Consider the following 19260-nt stretch of genomic DNA (forward strand, 5'->3'; position numbering starts at 1 on the left):
CAGAGCCGGTTCAGCGGGAATCGCGTGCCCAGCGATTCCCGCGACCGGCGACGCGACCCGCTCCATGGAACGCACCCCGTCGCGAAGCCGACCGCGCCCGGCCGCGCGGGGAGCGGCCGGGAAGACGCCCACCGCACGGCAGAGCCGGTTCAGCGGGAATCGCGTGCCCAGCGATTCCCGCGACCGGCGACGCGACCCGCTCCATGGAACGCACCCCGTCGCGAAGCCGACCGCGCCCCGCCGCGCAGGGAGCGGCGGGGAAGACAAGCACCCACAGAGTGACGGGCGCTTCGCGCCCGTCACTCAGTGGAAGAAGTGCCGCTCCCCCGTCGTGTACATCGTGACGCCGGCGCGGGCGGCCGCGTCGATGACCTCGGCGTCGCGGACGGAGCCGCCGGGCTGGACGACGGCCTTCACGCCGGCGGCGAGGAGCACCTCGAGGCCGTCGGCGAAGGGGAAGAACGCGTCGGAGGCGGCGACCGAGCCGGGGGCGCGGTCGCCGGCCCGGGTGACGGCGAGGTGGCAGGAGTCGACGCGGTTGACCTGGCCCATGCCGACGCCGACGGAGGCGCCGCCCTTGGCGAGGAGGATCGCGTTCGACTTGACGGCGCGGCACGCCTTCCACGCGAACTCGAGGTCGAGCATCGTGTCGGCGTCGGCGGGGTCGCCGGCGACGAGCTGCCAGCCGGAGCTCACCTCGCCGGGTCCGCCGACGAAGCGGTCCGGCTCCTGCAGCAGCAGGCCGCCGGAGATCTGCTTGAACTCGCGCTCGACGGGGGCGTAGAAGTCGGGGAGCTGCAAAAGGCGCAGGTTCTTCTTCGTCTTCAGCACCTCGAGCGCCTCGGGCTCGAAGCCGGGGGCGACGAGCACCTCGGTGAAGATCTCCTTCACCGTCTCGGCCATGGCGAGGGTGACGGGCCGGTTCGCGGCGATCACGCCTCCGAACGCGGACACCGGGTCGCACTCGTGGGCGCGGCGGTGGGCGGAGGCGATGGGGTCGATCGCCTTCGAGCTCGCGATCGCGATGCCGCAGGGGTTCGCGTGCTTGATGATCGCCACGGCGGGCAGCACGAAGTCGTAGGCCGCGCGGACGGCCGCGTCGGCGTCGACGTAGTTGTTGTAGGACATCTCCTTGCCGTGCAGCTGTGTCGCCTGCGCGATGCCGGTGCCGTCGGGCGAGACGTAGAGGGCCGCCTTCTGGTGCGAGTTCTCGCCGTAGCGGAGGACCTGCTGCAGGGTCCCGCGGATCTCGACGGAGCCCTCGACGCCCTCGGCCGCCTCCTGCCCGGCGAACCAGGCGGCGACGGCGGAGTCGTAGGAGGCCGTGTGCGCGAAGGCGCGGGCCGCCAGGGTGCGTCGCGCGGCCAGCGTCGTGCCACCGTCGGCGAGGGCGGTCGCGATCCCGGAGTAGTCGGCCGGGTCGACGACGATCGCGACGTTCGCGTGGTTCTTCGCGGAGGCGCGGACGAGGGCCGGGCCCCCGATGTCGATGTTCTCGACCACGGTCGCCGCGTCGGCGCCGCCTGCGACGGTCTCGCGGAACGGGTACAGGTTCACCACGACCAGCTCGAACGCGGCGATGTCGAGCTCCTCCAGCTGCTCGCGGTGCGAGGCGAGCCGCAGGTCGGCGAGGATGCCCGCGTGCACGGCCGGGTGCAGCGTCTTCACGCGGCCGTCGAGCGACTCGGGGAACCCGGTGACGGCCGAGACGTCGGTGACCTCGTGGCCGGCGCCGCGGAGGGTGGCGGCGGTCGAGCCGGTGGAGACGAGCTCGACGCCGGCCGCGGCGAGCGCCGCTCCGAGCTCGAGCAGGCCGGTCTTGTCGCTGACCGAGATGAGCGCCCGGCGGACGGGGACCCTGTCGCGGTCGTCGTAGCTGCTGGGGTCGTGGGCGGTGATGCTCATGCGCGGGCGAGCTCCTCGAGGTCGACGGTTCCGTGGGCGATGTCGAGCACCGTCTGCACCAGCAGGCGACGCTCGATGGTCTTGATGCGCTCGTGCAGCGCGTCCTCGCTCTCGCCGGGGAGCACGGCGAGGCTCTCCTGGGCGATGACCGGGCCCGTGTCGACGCCGGTGTCGATCACGTGCACGGTGACGCCGGTCTCGGTCGCGCCGGCGGCGAGGGCGTCGCGGACGGCGTGGGCGCCGGGGAAGAGGGGCAGCAGGGCGGGGTGGGTGTTGATCATCCGCGGGCTGAGCGCGTCGACGACGACGGGCGGCAGGATGCGCATGAAGCCCGCGCAGACGACGAGGTCGGGCTCCCACTCCTGGATGCGGTCGAGCAGGGCGGCGCCCCACTCGTCGCGGGAGGCGAAGTCGCGCGGCGCGACCGTGAAGGCGGGCACCCCGCGCTCCTCGGCGTGGCGGAAGCCCTCGGCGGCCGTGTCGCTGCCGACCGCGACGATGCGGGCGGGGAAGCCCTCGTCGCCGGTGGCGTCCAGCAGGGCGCGGAGGTTCGATCCGCCGCCGGAGAGGAGCACGACCAACTTCAGCACTGCGCAAGTCTAGGGGGACGCCTCCGCCGGCGTCAGCCGCGTCGGCTGCGGCCCGCGGCGAGGCCCAGGCCCGCGGCCAGAGCGAGCTCGAGCGCGGCGACCGCCCCGACCACCAGCGGGTCCGGGCCCACCTGCGCGAGTCGGCCCGGACCTGCGGCGCCCGCCGAGAACCAGGCGAGGAGCCCGAGCAGCAGGCCGCCGACCACGCCGATCCCGCCGGCTGCGGCGGCGCCCCAGCGCAGCAGCGGGCGGCCGTCGAGCACCTCGATCACGCTGCGGCGCAGCCGCCATCCCGCGGCGAACCCGGCGAGCAGCGGCACGAGCAGTCCGAGGAACCCGAAGGCCGAGTCCCCTGCGGGCAGTGCGGCGAGGACCGGGATCGACGGGATCGGTCCGAGCAGGGTCCCTGCCGCGCTCACGGACGAGCCGGTGCCGAGGGCGAAGCCCGGGCCGATCAGCCAGCTCGCCGCCCAGATCACCAGGTTCGGGAGGAACGCCAGCTGCCCGAGGGTGAGGGCCAGCCCGCCGAGCGCTTCGGCGCCGAGGCTCTCGTAGAGCGCGACGACCGAGGTGTAGTGCACGACCAGCAGCACGGCGACGAGCACCGCCGCCGCTCCGACCACTCCGGCCGCGGCGAGCGCTCCCCCGCGCAGTGACGCGAGGACGAGCCCGGGCCCCGGCGCGGGGACGCGGTCGAGCGCGGAGGCGGCCAGCTCGCCGAGGGGGTCGGCCTCGTCGCTGCGGGCGGAGTGGAGCGCTGCTCCGACGAGCACCCCCAGCGCGAAGACGAGAGGCGGCAGCAGCGTCCCCTGCAAAGGATCGACGGCGGCGGCCGGGTCCGCGGACCCCAGGGAGACCAGGAGGGCGATCGCCAGGTAGGTCGCGATCGCGACGAGAACGCCGATGGCCCGGAACGGCGACTCCTGGGCGCGGCGGCCGGTGCGCGCACCGAGCAGCACGGTGAGGAGCGCGAACGCCAGCGGGGCGATCGTCACCGGGAAGGCGTCGGCGCCTCCGGGCAGCGCGACGGCGAGAGCGGAGTCGGGGGCCAGCGCCGCCTGCAGGTCGGCCCCGTGGCCGAGCAGCCAGGCGTCGGCGGCGACCCGCCAGAACACGCCGAAGTCGACCGTCGTGTCGTACTGCACGGCCCAGAGGACGGTCAGCGGGACGAGCGGGATCGCGATCCCGATCAGCGCCGACAGCGCGGCGTCGAAGGCGGCGAGGAGGGCGACGGTGATCCGGTTCATGGGCCTGACGAGCCTAGCGGCGGCGCGCTCGGAGGCGGGTCAGGGGCGCGCCGCCCGGCCCTCTAGTGTCGGAGCCATGACGCGGACCTCGGACGCACGGACGGAGCGCGGCCTGGACCGCCTCGTGAACTTCTCCGACGCCGTCGTCGCCATCGCCATCACGTTCCTCGTCCTCCCCCTGGTCGACGTGGTCGAGGAGGGACGCGCGGCGGATCTGGGGGCCCTGCTCACCGGGCACTACGGCACCCTCTCCGCCTTCTTCATCACATTCGCCGTGATCGGGCGGCTCTGGACGGTCCACCACTCCGTCTTCGAGGGCGTGGCCCGCTACTCGCCCGCGCTCGTCGTCGCGAACTTCGTCTGGCTGGCCGCGGTCGTCCTGCTCCCCTTCGCGGCGAACCTGATCTCGAACGTGCTCGACACCGACGGCAGCGTCATCGCGCTCTACATCGGCACGATGATCGCGGCGAGCGCGGCGACCCTGGCGATGCAGCTCATCGTGCGCCGCGATCCTGATCTCCTGGCCCCGGGGGCGGAGCCGCGGCGCTCCCTCTCGAGATCGCTGATCGTGATCGGCGTCCTCCTCGCGGCCCTCGTGCTCGCCGTCGCGGTGCCGGCCGTCAACATGTTCGCGCTCCTGCTGCTCCTGCTCTCGGGTCCGATCGAGCGCCTGGTGCACCGCGGGCACCCCGGGGCACGAGCGGCCCACCGCCGGACGGAGCGCGGGCTCGACCGGCTCGTCAACTTCTCGGACGCGACCGCCGCCATCGCCATCACCGTCCTCGTCCTGCCGCTGGTGCAGCTGGCTCCCGAGATCGCCCGGGAGGGCGGCGGAGTCCCGGCGCTGCTCGCGGAGCACCTGGACTCGGTCCTCGCCTTCGCGCTCTCCTTCGCGATCATCGCCGTCTTCTGGATCCCCCATCACCGCGTCTTCGAGATCGCCGGGGACTACGACGGCGCTCTGGTGTGGCTGGACCTGCTCTGGCTGGCCGCGCTGGCGTTCTTCCCGTTCTCGACGAGCGCGCTGGCGCTCTTCCCGGACTCCCGGGCGACGATCGGGCTCTACATCGGCACGATGGCGGCGATGAGCGGAGCGCTGGTCCTGATCGAGCTGCGCCTCTCCCGGCACCCGGAGCTGAGGCGGCCCGGCGCGGGACCTCTGCCGCTCGCGCCCGCTCTGCTGCCCTTCGCGCTGCTCCTCGTCGCGCTGGCGCTGGCGCTGCTGATCCCGTCCGTCGGGCTCTGGTGGCTGCTCCTGCTCCTGCTGCAGCGGCCCGTCCTGGTGCTGCTCGCGCGGCGCTGATCCTCAGGCCCCGGGCGTCCAGCCCAGCTGCGGGGCGATGCGCTCGGCGACGGCGCGCAAAATGCGCCGGTGCGACTCCACTCCGCCGACCGCCGGGAGCGTCACCGTGAGCGCGTCCGCTTCGGCGAGCGCGGGATCCGCGGCGAGCGACGCGACGATCCGCTCCGGGCTCCCGCTGTGGAGGGGGCTGAAGCGCATCGGGGCGGCGATGATCGACCGGTCGGCCGTGCGGGGGCGGCCCTCGTCGTCCATCCGCGCGAGGTAGCCCTCGATGAAGGGGCGGTGCGCCTCCTCGTCGGCGGTGTCCAGCAGCGGCAGCACGATGCGGCCCGCCGTCACCCTCGATGTGCGCCCCGGGTGCGCGGCGGCGAAGGCCTCGCGGTAGGCGCGGATCTGCACGGCCTGCTGCTCGGCGAACGGCAGGCCCGTCTCCTCCGTGTTGGGCGTGGACACCTGCAGGTGCATGCCCTGCTCGCCCGCCCGGACCGCGGAGGACACCGTTCCCGCCCCGTACCAGAGCCGGTCGGCCAGGCCTGGAGCATGCGGCTGCTGGATGAGCGGAGCGCCGACCGGGACCGACATCAGCGCCGACTCCGCGACGCCGAGCACGGCGCCCGAGAGCGCCTCGCGGAGCCGTGCGATGCGCTCCTGCGCCTCCTCGCGGAAGTCGCGCTCGGCCTGACCGAACACCCCGTCGAAGACGGAGGCGAGGTGAGCGAAGCCGCTGCTGACACCGAGGTCGAGGCGTCCGCCCGAGAGCAGGTCCACGGTCGCGGCGTCCTCGGCGAGGCGCACGGGCGACTCGTACCGGGCGCCGATGACCGCGGTCCCGAGGCGGAGGTGGCGGGTCCGCTGGGAGGCGGCCGCGAAGAAGGTCAGCGGAGACGCCAGGTAGCGCTCGAAGTGCCGCACGCGGACCCAGCCGGTGCCGTAGCCGAGCTCCTCGGCGAGCTCGAGCAGGGCGAGCCCGTCCTCGAGGCTCCGCGCGGCGTCGCCCGGCTGCTCGGGGCCCTCCGGGTACGGCACGAAGGTCAGCAGGTCCAGTCCGAGGCGGCGGGTCACGCTGCGACGCTACTCCGGCCGGACCCGCCCCGACGACGGAACGGACGGCGCCGCCCGCCGGAGCAGGGGCACCGTCCGTTCCGACGGTGGTGCGGGGAGGACGGGCGCTAGAGCGCCGCGTAGACCTCGCGGAGCAGGGCGGCCGTCTCGGACGGCGTCTTGCCGACCTTCACGCCCGCGGCCTCGAGGGCCTCCTTCTTGGCCTGCGCGGTCCCGGCCGAGCCGGAGACGATGGCGCCGGCGTGGCCCATCGTCTTGCCCTCGGGGGCGGTGAAGCCCGCGACGTAGCCGACGACGGGCTTCGTGACGTTCGCCTTGATGAAGTCCGCGGCGCGCTCCTCGGCGTCGCCGCCGATCTCGCCGATCATCACGATCGCCTTCGTCTCGGGGTCGGCCTCGAACGCGGCGAGCGCGTCGATGTGCGTCGTGCCGATGATCGGGTCGCCGCCGATGCCGATGGCGGTCGAGAAGCCGAGGTCGCGGAGCTCGTACATCATCTGGTAGGTCAGGGTGCCCGACTTGGAGACGAGACCGATGGGGCCCTTGCCGGTGATCGTCGCGGGCGTGATGCCCACGAGCGACTCGCCCGGCGTGATGATGCCGGGGCAGTTCGGGCCGATGATCCGGGTCTTGTTCCCCTTCTCCTGCGCGTACGCCCAGAACTCCGCGGAGTCCTGCACCGGGATGCCCTCGGTGATGACGACGAGGAGGCCGATCTCGGCGTCGATCGCCTCGATGACGGCGTCCTTCGAGAAGGCGGGCGGCACGAACGCGATGGAGACGTCGGCGCCGGTGGCCTCCATCGCCTCCTTCACGGTGCCGAAGACGGGGAGCTCGACGTCGCCGTGGGTGACGGTCGTGCCGGCCTTGCGGGCGTTGACGCCGCCGACCACGTTCGTGCCGGCCTTGAGCATCAGCGCGGTGTGCTTGGTGCCCTCGCCGCCGGTGATGCCCTGGACGATGACCTTGGAGTCCTTGGTGAGGAAGATCGACATGCTTGTTCTCTGATTCCTTGAGTCGTCGGGTCCGTTACGCGGCGGCGAGGGCGGCGGCCTTGTCGGCGCCCTCGTCCATGGTCGCGGCGAGCGTGATGAGCGGGTTGGCGGCGGCCTGGAGGATCGCGCGGCCCTCCTCGACCTTGTTGCCGTCGAGGCGGACGACGAGCGGCTTGGTGGCCGAGTCGCCGAGGATCTCGAGCGCCTGGAGGATGCCGTTGGCGACCGCGTCGCACGCGGTGATGCCGCCGAAGACGTTGACGAAGACGCTCTTGACCTGCTCGTCGCCGAGGATCACGTCGAGGCCGTTCGCCATCACCTGGGCGGAGGCTCCACCGCCGATGTCGAGGAAGTTGGCCGGCTTCACGCCGTTGTGCCTCTCTCCGGCGTAGGCGACGACGTCGAGGGTCGACATGACCAGGCCGGCGCCGTTGCCGATGATGCCGACCTCGCCGTCGAGCTTCACGTAGTTGAGGTCGTTCTCCTTGGCCTTCGCCTCGAGCGGGTCGGCGGCGTCCTTGTCCTCGAGCGCGGCGTGGTCCGCGTGGCGGAAGCCGGCGTTCTCGTCGAGCGAGACCTTGCCGTCGAGCGCGACGATGTCGCCCTCCTCGGTGAGCACGAGCGGGTTCACCTCGACGAGCGTGGCGTCCTCGCCGGTGTAGACGTCGTAGAGCTTCACCAGGACGGGCGCGACCTTGGCGATCAGCTCCTCCGGGAACTTCGCCGCGCGGGCGATCTCCTCGGCCTTGGCCTGGTCGATGCCCTGGCCGGGGACGACCTCGACGCGCGCGAGGGCGTCGGGGCGCTCGACGGCGAGCTGCTCGATCTCCATGCCGCCTTCGTAGGAGGTGAGCGAGAGGTAGGAGCGGTTGGCCCGGTCGAGCAGCACCGAGAAGTAGAACTCGCGGTCGATGCGCGCACCACCGGCGACCATGACGCGCTTGACGACGTGGCCCTTGATGTCGAGGCCGAGGATCGACTGCGCCGCGGCGAACGCGTCCTCGGGGGTCTTCGCGACCTTCACGCCGCCCGCCTTGCCGCGGCCGCCGATCTTGACCTGCGCCTTGACGACGGTGACGCCGCCGAGCTTCTCCGCCGCGGCGCGCACCTCCTCCGGCGTGTCGGCGACGATGCCCGGGAGCACGGGGACGCCGTACTTCTCGAACAGATCACGGGCCTGGTATTCGAAGAGATCCACGCTGCATTCCCATTCCGCGCCGAGCGCGCTTGCGTTTCGAGTTCGAGGTGGCCCGGACGACGCCGGAGTCTCGGCACTGTCCCTGGGCCGCGCCGAGTCTACTCCGCACCCGCCGGGGGCTTCCCGTGCGCCCGCTCCGCGCCCGCCGGACGCCCGCCGGGCGGCACCGGCTCCTCCTCCGCCCTCCGCTCCCGCGTAGCGTGGAGCCATGTCGTCGGCCTCCCGCACTCCGGACGTCTTCCGCGAGGGCGTGTTCCTGCTGGCGGGGGCGCGCGCGATCCTCCTCCAGATCGCGCACCCGGCGGTCGGGCAGGGCGTCGCCGACCACTCCGACTTCGTGCACCGGGCCGTGAACCGCCTGCACGGGACGCTCTCCTACCTCTACGTCCTCCACTACGGCACTCCGGAGGACGTCCGCGCCGTCCGCCGCCGGGTCAACAGGGCGCACGTGCCCGTCCGCGGCCCCGGGTACACCGCCTTCGACCCGGAGCTGCAGCGCTGGGTCGCCGCGACGCTCACCCAGTCGATGCTGCAGCTCTACGAGGGCGCCTTCGGCGCGCTGAGCGAGGAGGAGGCGGACGACATCGTGCGCCGCTCCGTCGTCGTCGGCGCCGCTCTGCAGATGCCCGCGGAGCTCTGGCCCGACTCCCGCACCGCGTTCGACGCCTACTGGGAGCGGGAGCTGGAGCGCCTCGAGGTCACGCCCGCCGCCTTCCGCGTCGCCCACGACCTCCTGGGCCCGAGCATCGCCGCCTGGTACCTGCGCCCGCTCGGCCCCTACCTCCGCCTGATGACCGCCGGCCTGCTCCCGGCGGCGCTCCGCGAGCCGTTCGGCTTCCGCTGGACCCCGCGGCAGGAGGCGCGGTTCGAGCGGGCGCTCTCGCGCACCTTCGCCGTCTACCGCCTCCTTCCCGCGAGCGTGAGGACGGCGCCCAGCCGCTTCTACGTCGCCCGGGTCCGCCGCGACGCTCAGAAGCCGGCGACGACCTCCCAGCCCGCGTAGGCGGCGAGCTCCAGCCCGAGCGCCTGAGCGGCCGCCCGCGCCTCGTCGATCCCGCGCTCGTCGCGCACGTCGACGGTGACCGGCACGCTGTCGCCGAACCCCGCGATCTCGACCCGCGCGCTCGTCGGGCCGCTGTAGAGCGGTACGTGCGCGTCCGCGGTCCGGGAACCGACCACGCGCGAGCCAGTCGCCTCCGCGATCACCGCGAGGGCGAACGGAGCCGTCACCACCGCGTCCGTGTAGAGCGTCGCCTCACCGCGCATCGCGCCTCCCGTCGTCCGACCCGCGGAACCGGGCCGCAGCAGTCCGACTGTAGGCAGCCGCCCGCGCCTCCCGCACCCCCTTCCGCTCGGCGCCGGGATGCGCACTCCCCGCCCGCCCGTGCTGAACATCCGGTGCGGATCGCTCGACGCGGCCCCCCGCCGGATCTACGGTGGATCACCCGGCATCCGCCGCGGCGGTCAACGACGACTGGAGCCTTGATGAGCATCACCGAACCCCGCACGGCCGAGGCCCCCGCCGCTCCCCCGTCCGCCGCCGGCTTCGGCACCCTCTCCGTCGCGGCCATCCTGGCGGAGGCGGCGCGGCGCACTCCCGACACGATCGCGATCCGCGTGGGCGAGCAGGCCGTCGACTACGCGACCCTCTGGCGGCAGACCCGGGCCTACGCAGGAGCCCTCCGCGCCCGGGGCATCGGCCCGGGCGACCGCGTGGCCCTTCTCGTCCCGAACGTCCCCGACTTCCCTCGCGGCTACTTCGCTGTCCTCGCGCTCGGCGCCGTGGTGGTCCCGGTGCACGCCCTGCTCAAGCACGACGAGATCGCCTACGTCCTCCGCGACTCCGGAGCCGTCGCGCTCGTGTGCGCCGCCCCGCTGCTCGCCGAGGGGGCCGCAGGAGCGGACCTCGCCGGCGTCCCCGTGCTGAGCGTGATGGTGCCCGACGGCACGGCCTCGCCCCTTCCGCGCCTGGAGGACCTCGCCGCGGAGGCCTCGCCGATCGACGGCTACGTGCCCCGCTCACCCTCCGATACGGCGACGATCCTCTACACCAGCGGCACCACCGGCCGCCCGAAGGGGGCGGAGGGGACGCACTTCGCGATCGTCTCGCAGTCGGACGTGCTGCTGATGAACACGTTCGACCTGCACCGCGGCGACGTGGTGCTCGGGGCGCTGCCGCTCTTCCACACGTTCGGGCAGGTCTGCGCGATGAACACGGCCTTCCGCACCGCCGCGACGGTCGTCCTGGTGCCGAAGTTCGACGGCGACGCCGCCCTCGAGGCGATGATCGCCCACGGCTGCACGGTGTTCGAGGGCGTGCCCACGATGTACGTCGCCCTGCTCGACGCCGCGACCCGGCGCGAGGACCGGCCGCCGTTGCGCTACGCGGTCTCGGGAGGCGCCGCCCTGCCCGTCGCCGTGATCGAGCGCTTCCGGGAGGTGTTCGGGGTCGAGATCTACGAGGGCTACGGACTCACCGAGACCTCCCCTGTCGCCACCTTCAATCACGTCGGAGTCCCGCCGCGGCCGGGCACGGTCGGCACGCCGATCTGGGGCGTCGAGGTCGAGGTCGCGCGCCCCGACGTGACCGACCGCGTCGAGCTGCTCCCCCGGGGCGAGCTCGGCGAGATCGTGGTGCGCGGGCACAACCTGATGAAGGGCTACCTCGGCAACCCGGCGGCGACCGCGGAGGCGGTGATCGACGGCTGGTTCCGCACCGGAGACCTGGGCACGAAGGACGAGGAGGACTACATCCGCATCCTCGACCGCACGAAGGACATGATCATCCGCAACGGCTACAACGTGTACCCGCGCGAGGTCGAGGAGGTGCTGATCGGGCACCCGGCCGTGCAGAACGCGGCGGTCTTCGGGATCCCGGACGAGCGCCACGGCCAGGAGGTGATGGCCGCGGTGATCCTCGCCCCGTCGGCGACCGCCACCGCCGAGGAGCTGATCGCCTACGCGAACGAGCACCTGGCCGCGTTCAAGTTCCCCCGCCGCGTCGAGTTCGTCGACGCGCTGCCCCTGGGACCCAGCGGCAAGGTCCTGAAGCGGGAGCTCGTCGCGCGGTACGCCGGCTGACTCCTTCCGCGAGATGCCACGTGAGTACGCCCGCTACGGCGTGTCGCGTACCGAAGTGGCATCTCGCGGAGAGCGACCGGGGGGCACACGGGAAGGGACGGACGTCAGCCGAGGAGGGACCAGACGGTCCCGGCGAGGACCGTGCCGACCACGGCCCCCGCGACGACCTGGGCGGGCGTGTGCGCGCCGAGGCGCACCCTCGACCAGAGCACCCACAGCACGATCGGCACGCTGACGAGGAGCGAGAGCGGTCCGTACGCGATCAGCACGACGACCGCGCACGTGGCGACCACCGCCGCGTGCCCGGACAGCTTCCAGACCAGGTTGACCACGCCGACGGCGAGCACCACGGCCACCGTCACCACGCCGAACGTGGTCACCGCGACGGGAGCGCCGAGCACGGCGAGCAGCACCAGGCCGACCGCGATCGACACCAGCGCCAGCGCGATCGGCAGAGCCCGCTCGCGCCGGTCCGGCACGTGGTGGTCGCCGTGGATCCGGCCGGTGCGCATCAGCAGGCGGATGACCAGGTAGGGCACCACGCCGACGAAGAGCGCCGCGAGCGCTCCCCAGGCGACGCCGAGCAGGGGCGGATCCGCGACGCGCGCGCCGACCACGACCGGCACGAGCACCGCGAGGACCGCCGGGGAGAACACCTCCGTCGCGAGCCGTGCGGCCGCCGAGCCGCCCGCCACCGGGCTAGATCTTCTCGATCGGCGCGACCTTGATCAGCAGCTTCTTCGCACCCACCTGGTCGAAGAGCACGTGCGCCACGCGCTTCGAGCCCTCGCCCGTCACCGCGTTCACGCGCCCCTCGCCGAAGTCGGTGTGCCGGATGCGGTCGCCCGCGATCAGCTCCAGGTCGCCGTTGTCGCGCACCATGCCGGTGATCCGGTTCGGGAACTCGCCCTTGGCCTTCGGCGCCGCGGCGAGCGCCTCCCGGAACTCGGTGTTCGAGCGCGACCGGCCGAAGCCGGGCCGCTGCGCGTTCAGGGCCCGGGGCTGCGTGCCGCCGCGCGAGGTCGCCGCACCGGGCGACTGGCGCCACTGGATCAGCTCGCCCGGGATCTCCTGCAGGAACCGGCTCGGCATCGCGACCGAGGTCTCGCCGTACTGCGCCCGGGTCATCGCGAGCGAGAGGTAGAGGCGCTTTCGGGCCCGGGTGATCCCCACGTAGAACAGCCGCCGCTCCTCGGCCGGTCCGCCGGGCTCGTTCGCCGAGATGCGGTGCGGGAGCAGGTCCTCCTCGATCCCGGTGAGGAACACGGCGTCGTACTCGAGGCCCTTCGCCGTGTGCAGGGTCATCAGCGAGACGGTGCCGGAGTCGTCGTCGAGGTCGTCGGCCGCGGCGACCAGCGAGACCTCGGTGAGGAAGTCGACCAGTCCGCCGTCCGGGTTGTTGCGGGCGAACTCCTTCGTGACGGCGACGAGCTCGTCGACGTTCTCGGCGCGTGCCTCGTCCTGCGGGTCGCGACTGGAACGGAGCATGTCGAGGTAGCCGCTGCGGGTGAGCAGCGCCGTCAGCACCTCGTGCACCTTCGCCTCGCCGCCCTCCCGCGCGGTGTCGAGCATCAGGGCGCACTCGTCGAGGAGGGTCGCGAGGTCGACGATCGCCTTCGTCACCTTCGGGCCCATCCCCAGCGAGCCGGCGTTGCGCATCGCCTCGCGCAGTGTCACCGCGTTGGTGTCGGCGAACGACTGCAGCTGCGCCTCCGTCGCGGGGCCGATGCCGCGCTTCGGGGTGTTCATGATGCGCCGCAGCGCGAGAACGTCGGCCGGGTTCGCCACCGTGATCAGGTACGCCAGGGCGTCCTTGATCTCGGCGCGCTCGTAGAACTTCGTGCCGCCCAGTATCCGGTAGGGCAGCGCGGAGCGGATGAAGATCTCCTCCAGTGCCCGGGTCTGGGCGTTGGTGCGGTAGAAGACCGCGATCTCGTCGTAGCCGGTGCCCGCAGCGTGCAGGCGTGCGATCTCGTCGACCACGAACTGCGCCTCGTCGTGACCCGAGTACCCGGTGTAGCCGACGATCTTCTCCCCGTCACCGCTGGAGGACCAGAGGTTCTTCGCGCGGCGGTCGAAGTTGTTCGAGATCACGGCGTTGGCCGCCGAGAGGATGTTCTGCGTCGAGCGGTAGTTCTGCTCGAGCAGGATCACCCGGCAGCCCGGGAAGTCGCGCTCGAACTCGACGATGTTGCGGATGTCGGCGCCGCGGAACGCGTAGATGGACTGGTCCGAGTCGCCGACGACGGTGAGCGAGGCCCCCGGGATCGAGCCGTCGGCCGTGACCGGCCCGCGGTAGGGACGGTCGAACTGCGCCGCCGCCATCGTCGCCGGCGGCACGGGCCGGGTCAGCTCGTGGATCAGCGAGTACTGGGCGTGGTTCGTGTCCTGGTACTCGTCGACCAGCACGTGGCGGAAGCGCCGCTGGTACTTCGCGGCGACGTGCGGGAAGGCGCGGAAGAGGTAGACGGTCTGCGCGATCAGGTCGTCGAAGTCGAACGCGTTCGCCCCCTCGAGGGCCCGCGAGTAGGCCCGGAAGACCTGGAGGAACATCTCCTCGTTGGGATCGCTGAGGTTCGCGGTGCGGGCGTAGGAGTCGACGTCGGCGAGCTCGTTCTTGAGCTTGGAGATCTTCGCGGAGGCGCTCGCGACGGTGATCCCGAGCGAGTCGGCCTCGAGGTCCTTCACGATGCGCTTGAGCAGCGCGCGCTGATCGCCCGAGTCGTAGATCGTGAACGACCTGGTCATGCCGAAGTTCTCGGCCTCTCGGCGCAGGATCCGCACGCACGCGGAGTGGAAGGTCGAGATCCACATCCCCTCGGCGCTCTGCCCCACCAGCTTCTCGACGCGCTCGCGCATCTCGGCCGCGGCCTTGTTGGTGAACGTGATCGCGAGGATCTGGCTCGGCCAGGCCTCGCCGTTGCCCAGGAGGCTCGCGATGCGCCGGGTGAGGACGCTGGTCTTGCCCGAGCCGGCCCCCGCGACGATGAGCAGCGCGTCTCCGCGGTACTCGACGGCCTCGCGCTGCTGGGGGTTCAGACCCGCGACGAGCTGCTCGTGCGCCGGGTCGGTGCGGGGCGCGTCCCCGGGGCCGCCGGGGGGACCGACAATGACCGGGGTGGCGCGGGAGTCGCTCGGATCGAAGAGGAAGCTCATGTCCCTCCGAGTGTAGATCGCCCCTCCGACACCGGGAGCGGTCAGGCGGTCCGCTGACGCGGCGCGGGCGAGGTGAGCGCCCCGCCGACGTCCAGTCCGCGCCACGCGAGGGAGAAGCCGAGCACGGCGAGCGCCGACGTCGACACCGCCAGGAGCTGCAGGAGGGCGAACGCGGTGAGGTCCTTGGCGTCGTCGGGGTAGTACTGGATGCCCTGGACGGCGAGCGCCGCGAGGAGCACCACCACGATCACGGAGCACACGAGGAGCAGGCGGTTCACGCCGCGCCGCGCGGGCCTCTTCGGCGCTCGGCCCACCTGGGCCCTGGTGGTCAGCCACGCGCAGGCGACGGAGGCGGAGGCCAGCGCGACGAGGTCGGCCCCCAGGACGTCGCTCGCCCGATGCCAGGACGCGGCCATCGTCAGGTTGCCGACCAGCACCACGACCGCGCCGCCCAGCGCGAGCACGACGGTCCGCGCCCGCCCGGGCACGACCATCGCCAGGGCGAAGACGACCGAGACGGCCGCCGCGGTGTGCCCGCTCGGGAAGCTGCCGCCGGTGTACCAGGAGTCGGTGTCGACCAGCTCGGGCCGCTCGAGGACCACGTTCTTGAGCAGCTGGGTGAGCCCGGCCGTGACGACGATCGAGCCGACGGAGGCGACGGCCAGCGCCGGGCGCCGCCGGATCAGCGCGATCGCCGCGACGAGCAGGGCGCCGACGACCATGGAGAGCGGGGTGACGTCCGCGAGCGCCCCGGCGGCGGCGCCGGTGGCCCGGCCGAAGACGAGGTCGGCGCCTCGGAGCCCCGAGTTCTCGACGCCCTGGCCCTGTGGGGTGAGCACGGCGAGCCAGTACACGGCGGCGACGCCGATCACGGCGAGGACGGCGGTGGTGATCCAGCGACGGGTGATGCGCTCACGGGTGGACACGGGGCCTCCTCTCGAGGGTCGGGCGGGCGGTGGTGAGCCGATGATGCCAGCGCAGCCTCCGCGTCCGCTCGGCACGCGCCGGAGGAGCGCCCGATCGCCGGACCGGTCAGCCGCGGAGCAGGCGCTCCTGCTCGGCAGCCCGCGCCTCGATCGCCAGATCGGGCTGGTCGGCGAAGACGCCGTCGACTCCCGAGCGGAGGATCATCGCGAACTCCTCCTGCCAGCCGCCGTACTCCGCCGGGTCCTTCCCGCGCCGGTGCACCTTCTCGAGGAAGCGGTTCTCCGCGCGCAGCGTCCAGCAGTAGACCTCGAGCCCGGCCGCGTGGGCGTGCTCGACGAGCGGACCGGTCCCCGTCGCCCGGCCGGCCGCGTCCCGGGAGAAGAGCATGCTCTTGTCGACGCTGATGCCGTCGACGACGCCGGCGAGGTTCCGCAGTCCCGCGGGCGTGGTGAAGGCGGAGTAGGGGGCCGCGTCGGAGCCGTGGGCGGCCACGAGGTCGGGCGGGGCGCCGCGCGACTCGAGCAGGTAGATCCGGCGGGTGCCGACACCGCTCACCCCGAGCCGCTCCAGGACGGTCTTCTCGAAGCTCTCGATCGTGAGCCGCGGATCGCGCGGACCCCAGCCCGCGGCGGCGAGCTCCTCGCGCAGCAGCACGTCCAGCGGCAGCCCGATCCCGGCGAAGTACGTCGCGTGCTTGATCTCGGCGACGAGCCCCGGCGGAGCGAGCGGATCGTCCTCCGCCGCCCGGTCCAGCAGCGCCAGCAGCTCGCTGAAGCGCAGCAGCGGGAACTGCCCGTCGAACGTGGCGCTGGAGCCGCGCACGGCCGGCAGCCGCTCGCGGGCCCGCAGCTCCGACAGCTCGTCCCAGGTGAAGTCCTCGGTGAACCAGCCGGTGATGTCGCGGCCGTCGATCCGCTTCGTGGTGCGGCGCGCGGCGAACTCCGGGCGCTTCTCGACGTCCGTCGTGCCGGAGATCTCGTTCTCGTGGCGCAGGACGAGCACGCCGTCGCGGGTCGCCACCAGATCGGGCTCCAGCGCATCGGCGCCCAGCGCGATCGCCAGCTCGTAGGCGGAGCGGGTGTGCTCCGGCCGGTAGCCGCTCGCTCCGCGGTGGCCGATGACGAGCGGTGACTGGCGCGCGGGCATGCCGCGATCCTACGGGCGGCACTGCGCGGCTCGCAGCGGAGTCGAGGTCCGCTCGAAGAGAACAGCCAGACTCTGAGAGGTGCTCTCAGATATGGTGGTGTCCATCGTCGCAGTCCTCTCGGATCCGCGGCGCACCCCGCACCCACAGCGACTCAGATCCGCGAGTTCCCTCGGAGACCAGCGCACCTGAGAGAAGAGGAACCATGGCAAGCAACAATCCGGCCTTCGGACGCCCGGAGTTCAGCAACCGCGGCTACGCCGGCCGCGTGCAGGACCTCCCGGACGTCTCCCCCGGCACGCTCGACCAGATGTACTCCCGTCCGGCCGCCGGCTCCGTCGAGACCGACCGGATGACCGTCGAGGACACCCTCGCCAAGACCGCCCTCGCCTTCGTCGTGCTCCTCGCGGGTGCGGCCGTCGGCTGGTTCGTCCCGGGTCTGATGCTCCCCGCCGTGCTCGTCGCACTGGTGCTGGGCATCGTCAACGCCTTCAAGAAGCAGCCGTCGCCCGCCCTGATCCTCGGCTACGCCGCGACCCAGGGCATCGCGGTCGGTGCGATCTCGAGATTCTTCGAGAGCGCGTACGCCGGAGCGGTCGTCCAGGCCCTCATGGCGACCGTCATCGTGATCGGCGTCACCCTGGCGCTGTTCATGAACGGCAAGATCCGCACCTCGCCGAAGCTCAACAAGATCTTCTTCATCGGCATGATCAGCTACGCGGTGTTCTCGCTGGTGAACCTGGGCCTCGGCCTCTTCGGCGTCGGCGGCGGCTTCGGTCTCCGCACCGGCTTCATCGGCATCGTGATCGGCCTCATCGCCGTCGCGCTCGCCACGTACTCGCTCGTGATGGACTTCGAGTTCATCCAGCAGGGCGTGCGCAACCGCCTCCCCCGCATCTACGGCTGGACCGGCGCCTACGGCATCCTGGTCACCGTCGTCTGGATGTACCTGGAGCTGCTGCGCCTCGTCGCGATCTTCCGCGAGTAGCACGGCGCACCACGTCCGACGGGCGCTCGACCTCCGGGTCGGGCGCCCGTCGTCGTTAACGGCCCCCGCCGTTCCCGGTGCTCTGCCGGGAGCGCCTGGCACGATGGAGCGATGAGCGCCGCTGACTCCCGGATCGTCGGCCTGGACGTCGCACGCGGCCTGGCCGTTCTGGGCATGTTCGCCGCCCACCTCGCCCCCGTCGAGAGCGAGATGCTCTGGAACGGCCGCAGCTCCGTCCTCTTCGCTGTGCTGGCGGGAGTGTCGATCGGGCTGATGACGGGCGGCGCGCAGCGCTCCTCCCGGCCCTGGCACGACACGGGGTCGATCCTGCTCCGCGGGCTGTACCTGCTCGTCATCGGCGTCGCCCTGACGCTGCTCGGGACGCCGATCGCGGTGATCCTCCCGCACTACGGAGTGATGTTCCTCGTCGCGGCGCTGCTGCTCTTCCTGCCGCGGGCGGTCCTCGCCGTGCTGGTCGCGGTCACCGCGATCGCCGGGCCCCTCGCGGTCGACGCGCTGACGAGCGCCGGCGGCTCCTGGCTCTCGACCCTGTCGCCCGACGAGGCGCTCCTGGCCGCGCAGCCCCTCACCTGGCTCACCCAGTACTACCCGGTGCCGTCGTGGCTGGCGTACGTGGTCCTCGGCCTCCTGATCGCGCGCTGCGACATCCGGTCCGCGACCACCCAACGCTGGATCGTCGTCGGCGGCGCGGTTTCGGCCGTGCTCGGCTACGGCGGCGGGCTGCTGCTCGGGGGGCCGGAGGCGGTGGAGGCGCACGCCAGCACCACCGCCGAGCTACTCGGGGCGGGCGGGGTCGCCTGCGTCGTCCTCGGCGCGCTGACGGCTCTGCTGCAGCGGCTGCCGCTCCTGGCGCGTGCGGCGACTCCGATCGCGGCCGTCGGTGCGATGCCGTTGACGATCTACTCGCTGCAGCTCGTGGCGCTGGCGGTGTACCTCGTCCCGTTCGAGCCGTTCGACTTCGAGGCGTGGCGCAGCTGGGCGCTGCTCGGCGTCTTCGTGGTCGGCTCGATCGTCGCCGCTCTCCTCTGGCGGCGGCTCGTGGGGCAGGGCCCGCTGGAGTGGCTGCTCGCGCGCGCGTCGCTGCGGCCTCGGGGTCCGCGTGCGGCGCTGGGTTAGGGTGGCCGGATGATCACGCGTCGCGAGGCCGCTCAGCGCCTCGACATCCCCCTCGAGATGGCGACGCGGCACGGCATCCCCACCCGCTTGTCGGAGGAGGAGCTCACTGCCCTCGAGCAGGATCCGCCCGCCTGGCTCGTCCAGTCGCGGGCGAACCGCACGGGCAGGCGCCCCGTGTGGGTGACTCTCGACTGCGCCGTCTGCGGCCGCTCCGAGGCCGCCCGCCCGAAGAAGTGGTGGCCCGAGTTCACGTTCCTCGTCTGCGAGGACCACTCCCCCGCCTCCTGGCCGCACCACCCCGAGGGCCACCGCCGCGACGAGTACGACGGCATCGGCACCCGCTTCATCGGCGTCCTCGACACCCCCGCCTGACCCGCGCTCGCGCGCCGGCCGCCTGCGCCTGCACCAGGAACGGCCCCGCAGGGGCTCGTTCCCACCGCCTGCACCCCGGGAACGGCCCCGCAGGGGCTCGTTCCCCACCGCCTGCACCCCGGGAACGGCCCCGCAGGGGCTCGTTCCCCACCACC

At 72.7% G+C, this 19260-nt stretch carries 17 protein-coding genes; 6 read left to right on the plus strand and 11 right to left on the minus strand.

Translation table 11 applies throughout. From position 1 onward, the window contains the following. Window positions 1-303: 303 nt before the first annotated feature. The 3 genes from purH to C5C24_RS15875 are packed head-to-tail and all read right to left on the minus strand — an operon-like array spanning window position 304 to window position 3742. Window positions 304-1905: a bifunctional phosphoribosylaminoimidazolecarboxamide formyltransferase/IMP cyclohydrolase gene (gene purH / locus C5C24_RS15865; RefSeq protein WP_104305427.1), complete on the minus strand. Its 1602-nt coding sequence runs from the start codon at window positions 1903-1905 to the stop codon at window positions 304-306. Further along, a complete protein-coding gene (gene purN / locus C5C24_RS15870) occupies window positions 1902-2495 on the minus strand; it encodes a phosphoribosylglycinamide formyltransferase (RefSeq protein WP_104276936.1) in 594 nt (197 codons plus the stop codon). Before purN ends, purH begins: the two co-directional genes overlap by 4 nt. Window positions 2496-2527: 32 nt before the next feature. After that, window positions 2528-3742, minus strand: coding sequence for a DUF6350 family protein (locus C5C24_RS15875; protein WP_104281642.1), 1215 nt, complete (start codon window positions 3740-3742; stop codon window positions 2528-2530). Window positions 3743-3818: 76 nt separating this feature from the next. Here C5C24_RS15875 and C5C24_RS15880 point away from each other — a divergent pair, with 76 nt between their 5' ends. Further along, a complete protein-coding gene (locus C5C24_RS15880; protein WP_181110119.1) occupies window positions 3819-5045 on the plus strand; it encodes a TMEM175 family protein in 1227 nt (408 codons plus the stop codon). Between the two features lie 3 nt (window positions 5046-5048). On the opposite strand, the gene C5C24_RS15885 is transcribed toward C5C24_RS15880, so the two are convergent. From C5C24_RS15885 to sucC, 3 genes are all read right to left on the minus strand, one after another. Continuing rightward, a complete protein-coding gene (locus C5C24_RS15885) occupies window positions 5049-6107 on the minus strand; it encodes an LLM class flavin-dependent oxidoreductase (protein ID WP_104305429.1) in 1059 nt (352 codons plus the stop codon). A 107-nt stretch (window positions 6108-6214) separates the two neighbouring features. Then, window positions 6215-7102, minus strand: a complete 888-nt coding sequence (gene sucD, locus C5C24_RS15890) for a succinate--CoA ligase subunit alpha (RefSeq protein WP_104224929.1) — start codon at window positions 7100-7102, stop codon at window positions 6215-6217. Window positions 7103-7136: 34 nt separating this feature from the next. After that, a complete protein-coding gene (sucC, locus tag C5C24_RS15895) occupies window positions 7137-8300 on the minus strand; it encodes an ADP-forming succinate--CoA ligase subunit beta (RefSeq protein WP_104276932.1) in 1164 nt (387 codons plus the stop codon). A 208-nt stretch (window positions 8301-8508) separates the two neighbouring features. Here sucC and C5C24_RS15900 point away from each other — a divergent pair, with 208 nt between their 5' ends. After that, window positions 8509-9303 carry an oxygenase MpaB family protein gene (locus C5C24_RS15900; protein ID WP_104305430.1) on the plus strand — a complete coding sequence of 265 codons (795 nt, stop codon included), beginning with the start codon at window positions 8509-8511 and terminating at the stop codon, window positions 9301-9303. Here C5C24_RS15900 and C5C24_RS15905 read toward each other — a convergent pair. After that, complete coding sequence (locus tag C5C24_RS15905; RefSeq protein WP_104276930.1) at window positions 9270-9566, minus strand: hypothetical protein; 297 nt, start codon at window positions 9564-9566, stop codon at window positions 9270-9272. The two genes, C5C24_RS15900 and C5C24_RS15905, sit on opposite strands and share 34 nt — an antisense overlap. 219 nt (window positions 9567-9785) lie before the next feature. Here C5C24_RS15905 and C5C24_RS15910 point away from each other — a divergent pair, with 219 nt between their 5' ends. Beyond that, a complete protein-coding gene (locus C5C24_RS15910) occupies window positions 9786-11381 on the plus strand; it encodes a long-chain fatty acid--CoA ligase (RefSeq protein WP_104305431.1) in 1596 nt (531 codons plus the stop codon). Between the two features lie 104 nt (window positions 11382-11485). On the opposite strand, the gene C5C24_RS15915 is transcribed toward C5C24_RS15910, so the two are convergent. The 4 genes from C5C24_RS15915 to C5C24_RS15930 all read right to left on the minus strand — a co-directional run bounded on the left by C5C24_RS15915 (window position 11486) and on the right by C5C24_RS15930 (window position 16610). Further along, window positions 11486-12076: a phosphatase PAP2 family protein gene (locus tag C5C24_RS15915; protein ID WP_104305432.1), complete on the minus strand. Its 591-nt coding sequence runs from the start codon at window positions 12074-12076 to the stop codon at window positions 11486-11488. 4 nt (window positions 12077-12080) lie between these two features. Continuing rightward, window positions 12081-14537 (minus strand): ATP-dependent helicase, encoded by a 2457-nt coding sequence (locus C5C24_RS15920; RefSeq protein WP_104305433.1) that lies wholly within the window; start codon window positions 14535-14537, stop codon window positions 12081-12083. A 41-nt stretch (window positions 14538-14578) separates the two neighbouring features. After that, window positions 14579-15463, minus strand: a complete 885-nt coding sequence (locus C5C24_RS15925) for a phosphatase PAP2 family protein (protein ID WP_104305434.1) — start codon at window positions 15461-15463, stop codon at window positions 14579-14581. Window positions 15464-15569: 106 nt separating this feature from the next. Beyond that, entirely contained in the window at window positions 15570-16610 is a 1041-nt protein-coding gene (locus tag C5C24_RS15930; protein WP_104276925.1) for a glycerophosphodiester phosphodiesterase family protein, read from the minus strand. 203 nt (window positions 16611-16813) lie between these two features. On the opposite strand from C5C24_RS15930, the gene C5C24_RS15935 reads away from it, so the two are divergent. The 3 genes from C5C24_RS15935 (at window position 16814) to C5C24_RS15945 (ending at window position 19105) form a co-directional block, all read left to right on the plus strand. Further along, on the plus strand, window positions 16814-17596 hold the full coding sequence (locus C5C24_RS15935; RefSeq protein ID WP_104276924.1) for a Bax inhibitor-1/YccA family protein: 783 nt from the start codon (window positions 16814-16816) through the stop codon (window positions 17594-17596). Between the two features lie 111 nt (window positions 17597-17707). After that, on the plus strand, window positions 17708-18733 hold the full coding sequence (locus C5C24_RS15940) for a DUF418 domain-containing protein (protein ID WP_104305435.1): 1026 nt from the start codon (window positions 17708-17710) through the stop codon (window positions 18731-18733). 9 nt (window positions 18734-18742) lie between these two features. Next, the gene (locus C5C24_RS15945) at window positions 18743-19105 is read left to right on the plus strand and encodes a DUF5997 family protein (protein WP_104276922.1); all 363 of its coding nucleotides are present in this window, start codon (window positions 18743-18745) and stop codon (window positions 19103-19105) included. The last annotated feature ends 155 nt before the right edge of the window (window positions 19106-19260 follow it).

Source organism: Rathayibacter sp. AY2B3 (genome assembly GCF_002931755.1).
Classification (GTDB): Bacteria; Actinomycetota; Actinomycetes; order Actinomycetales; family Microbacteriaceae; genus Rathayibacter.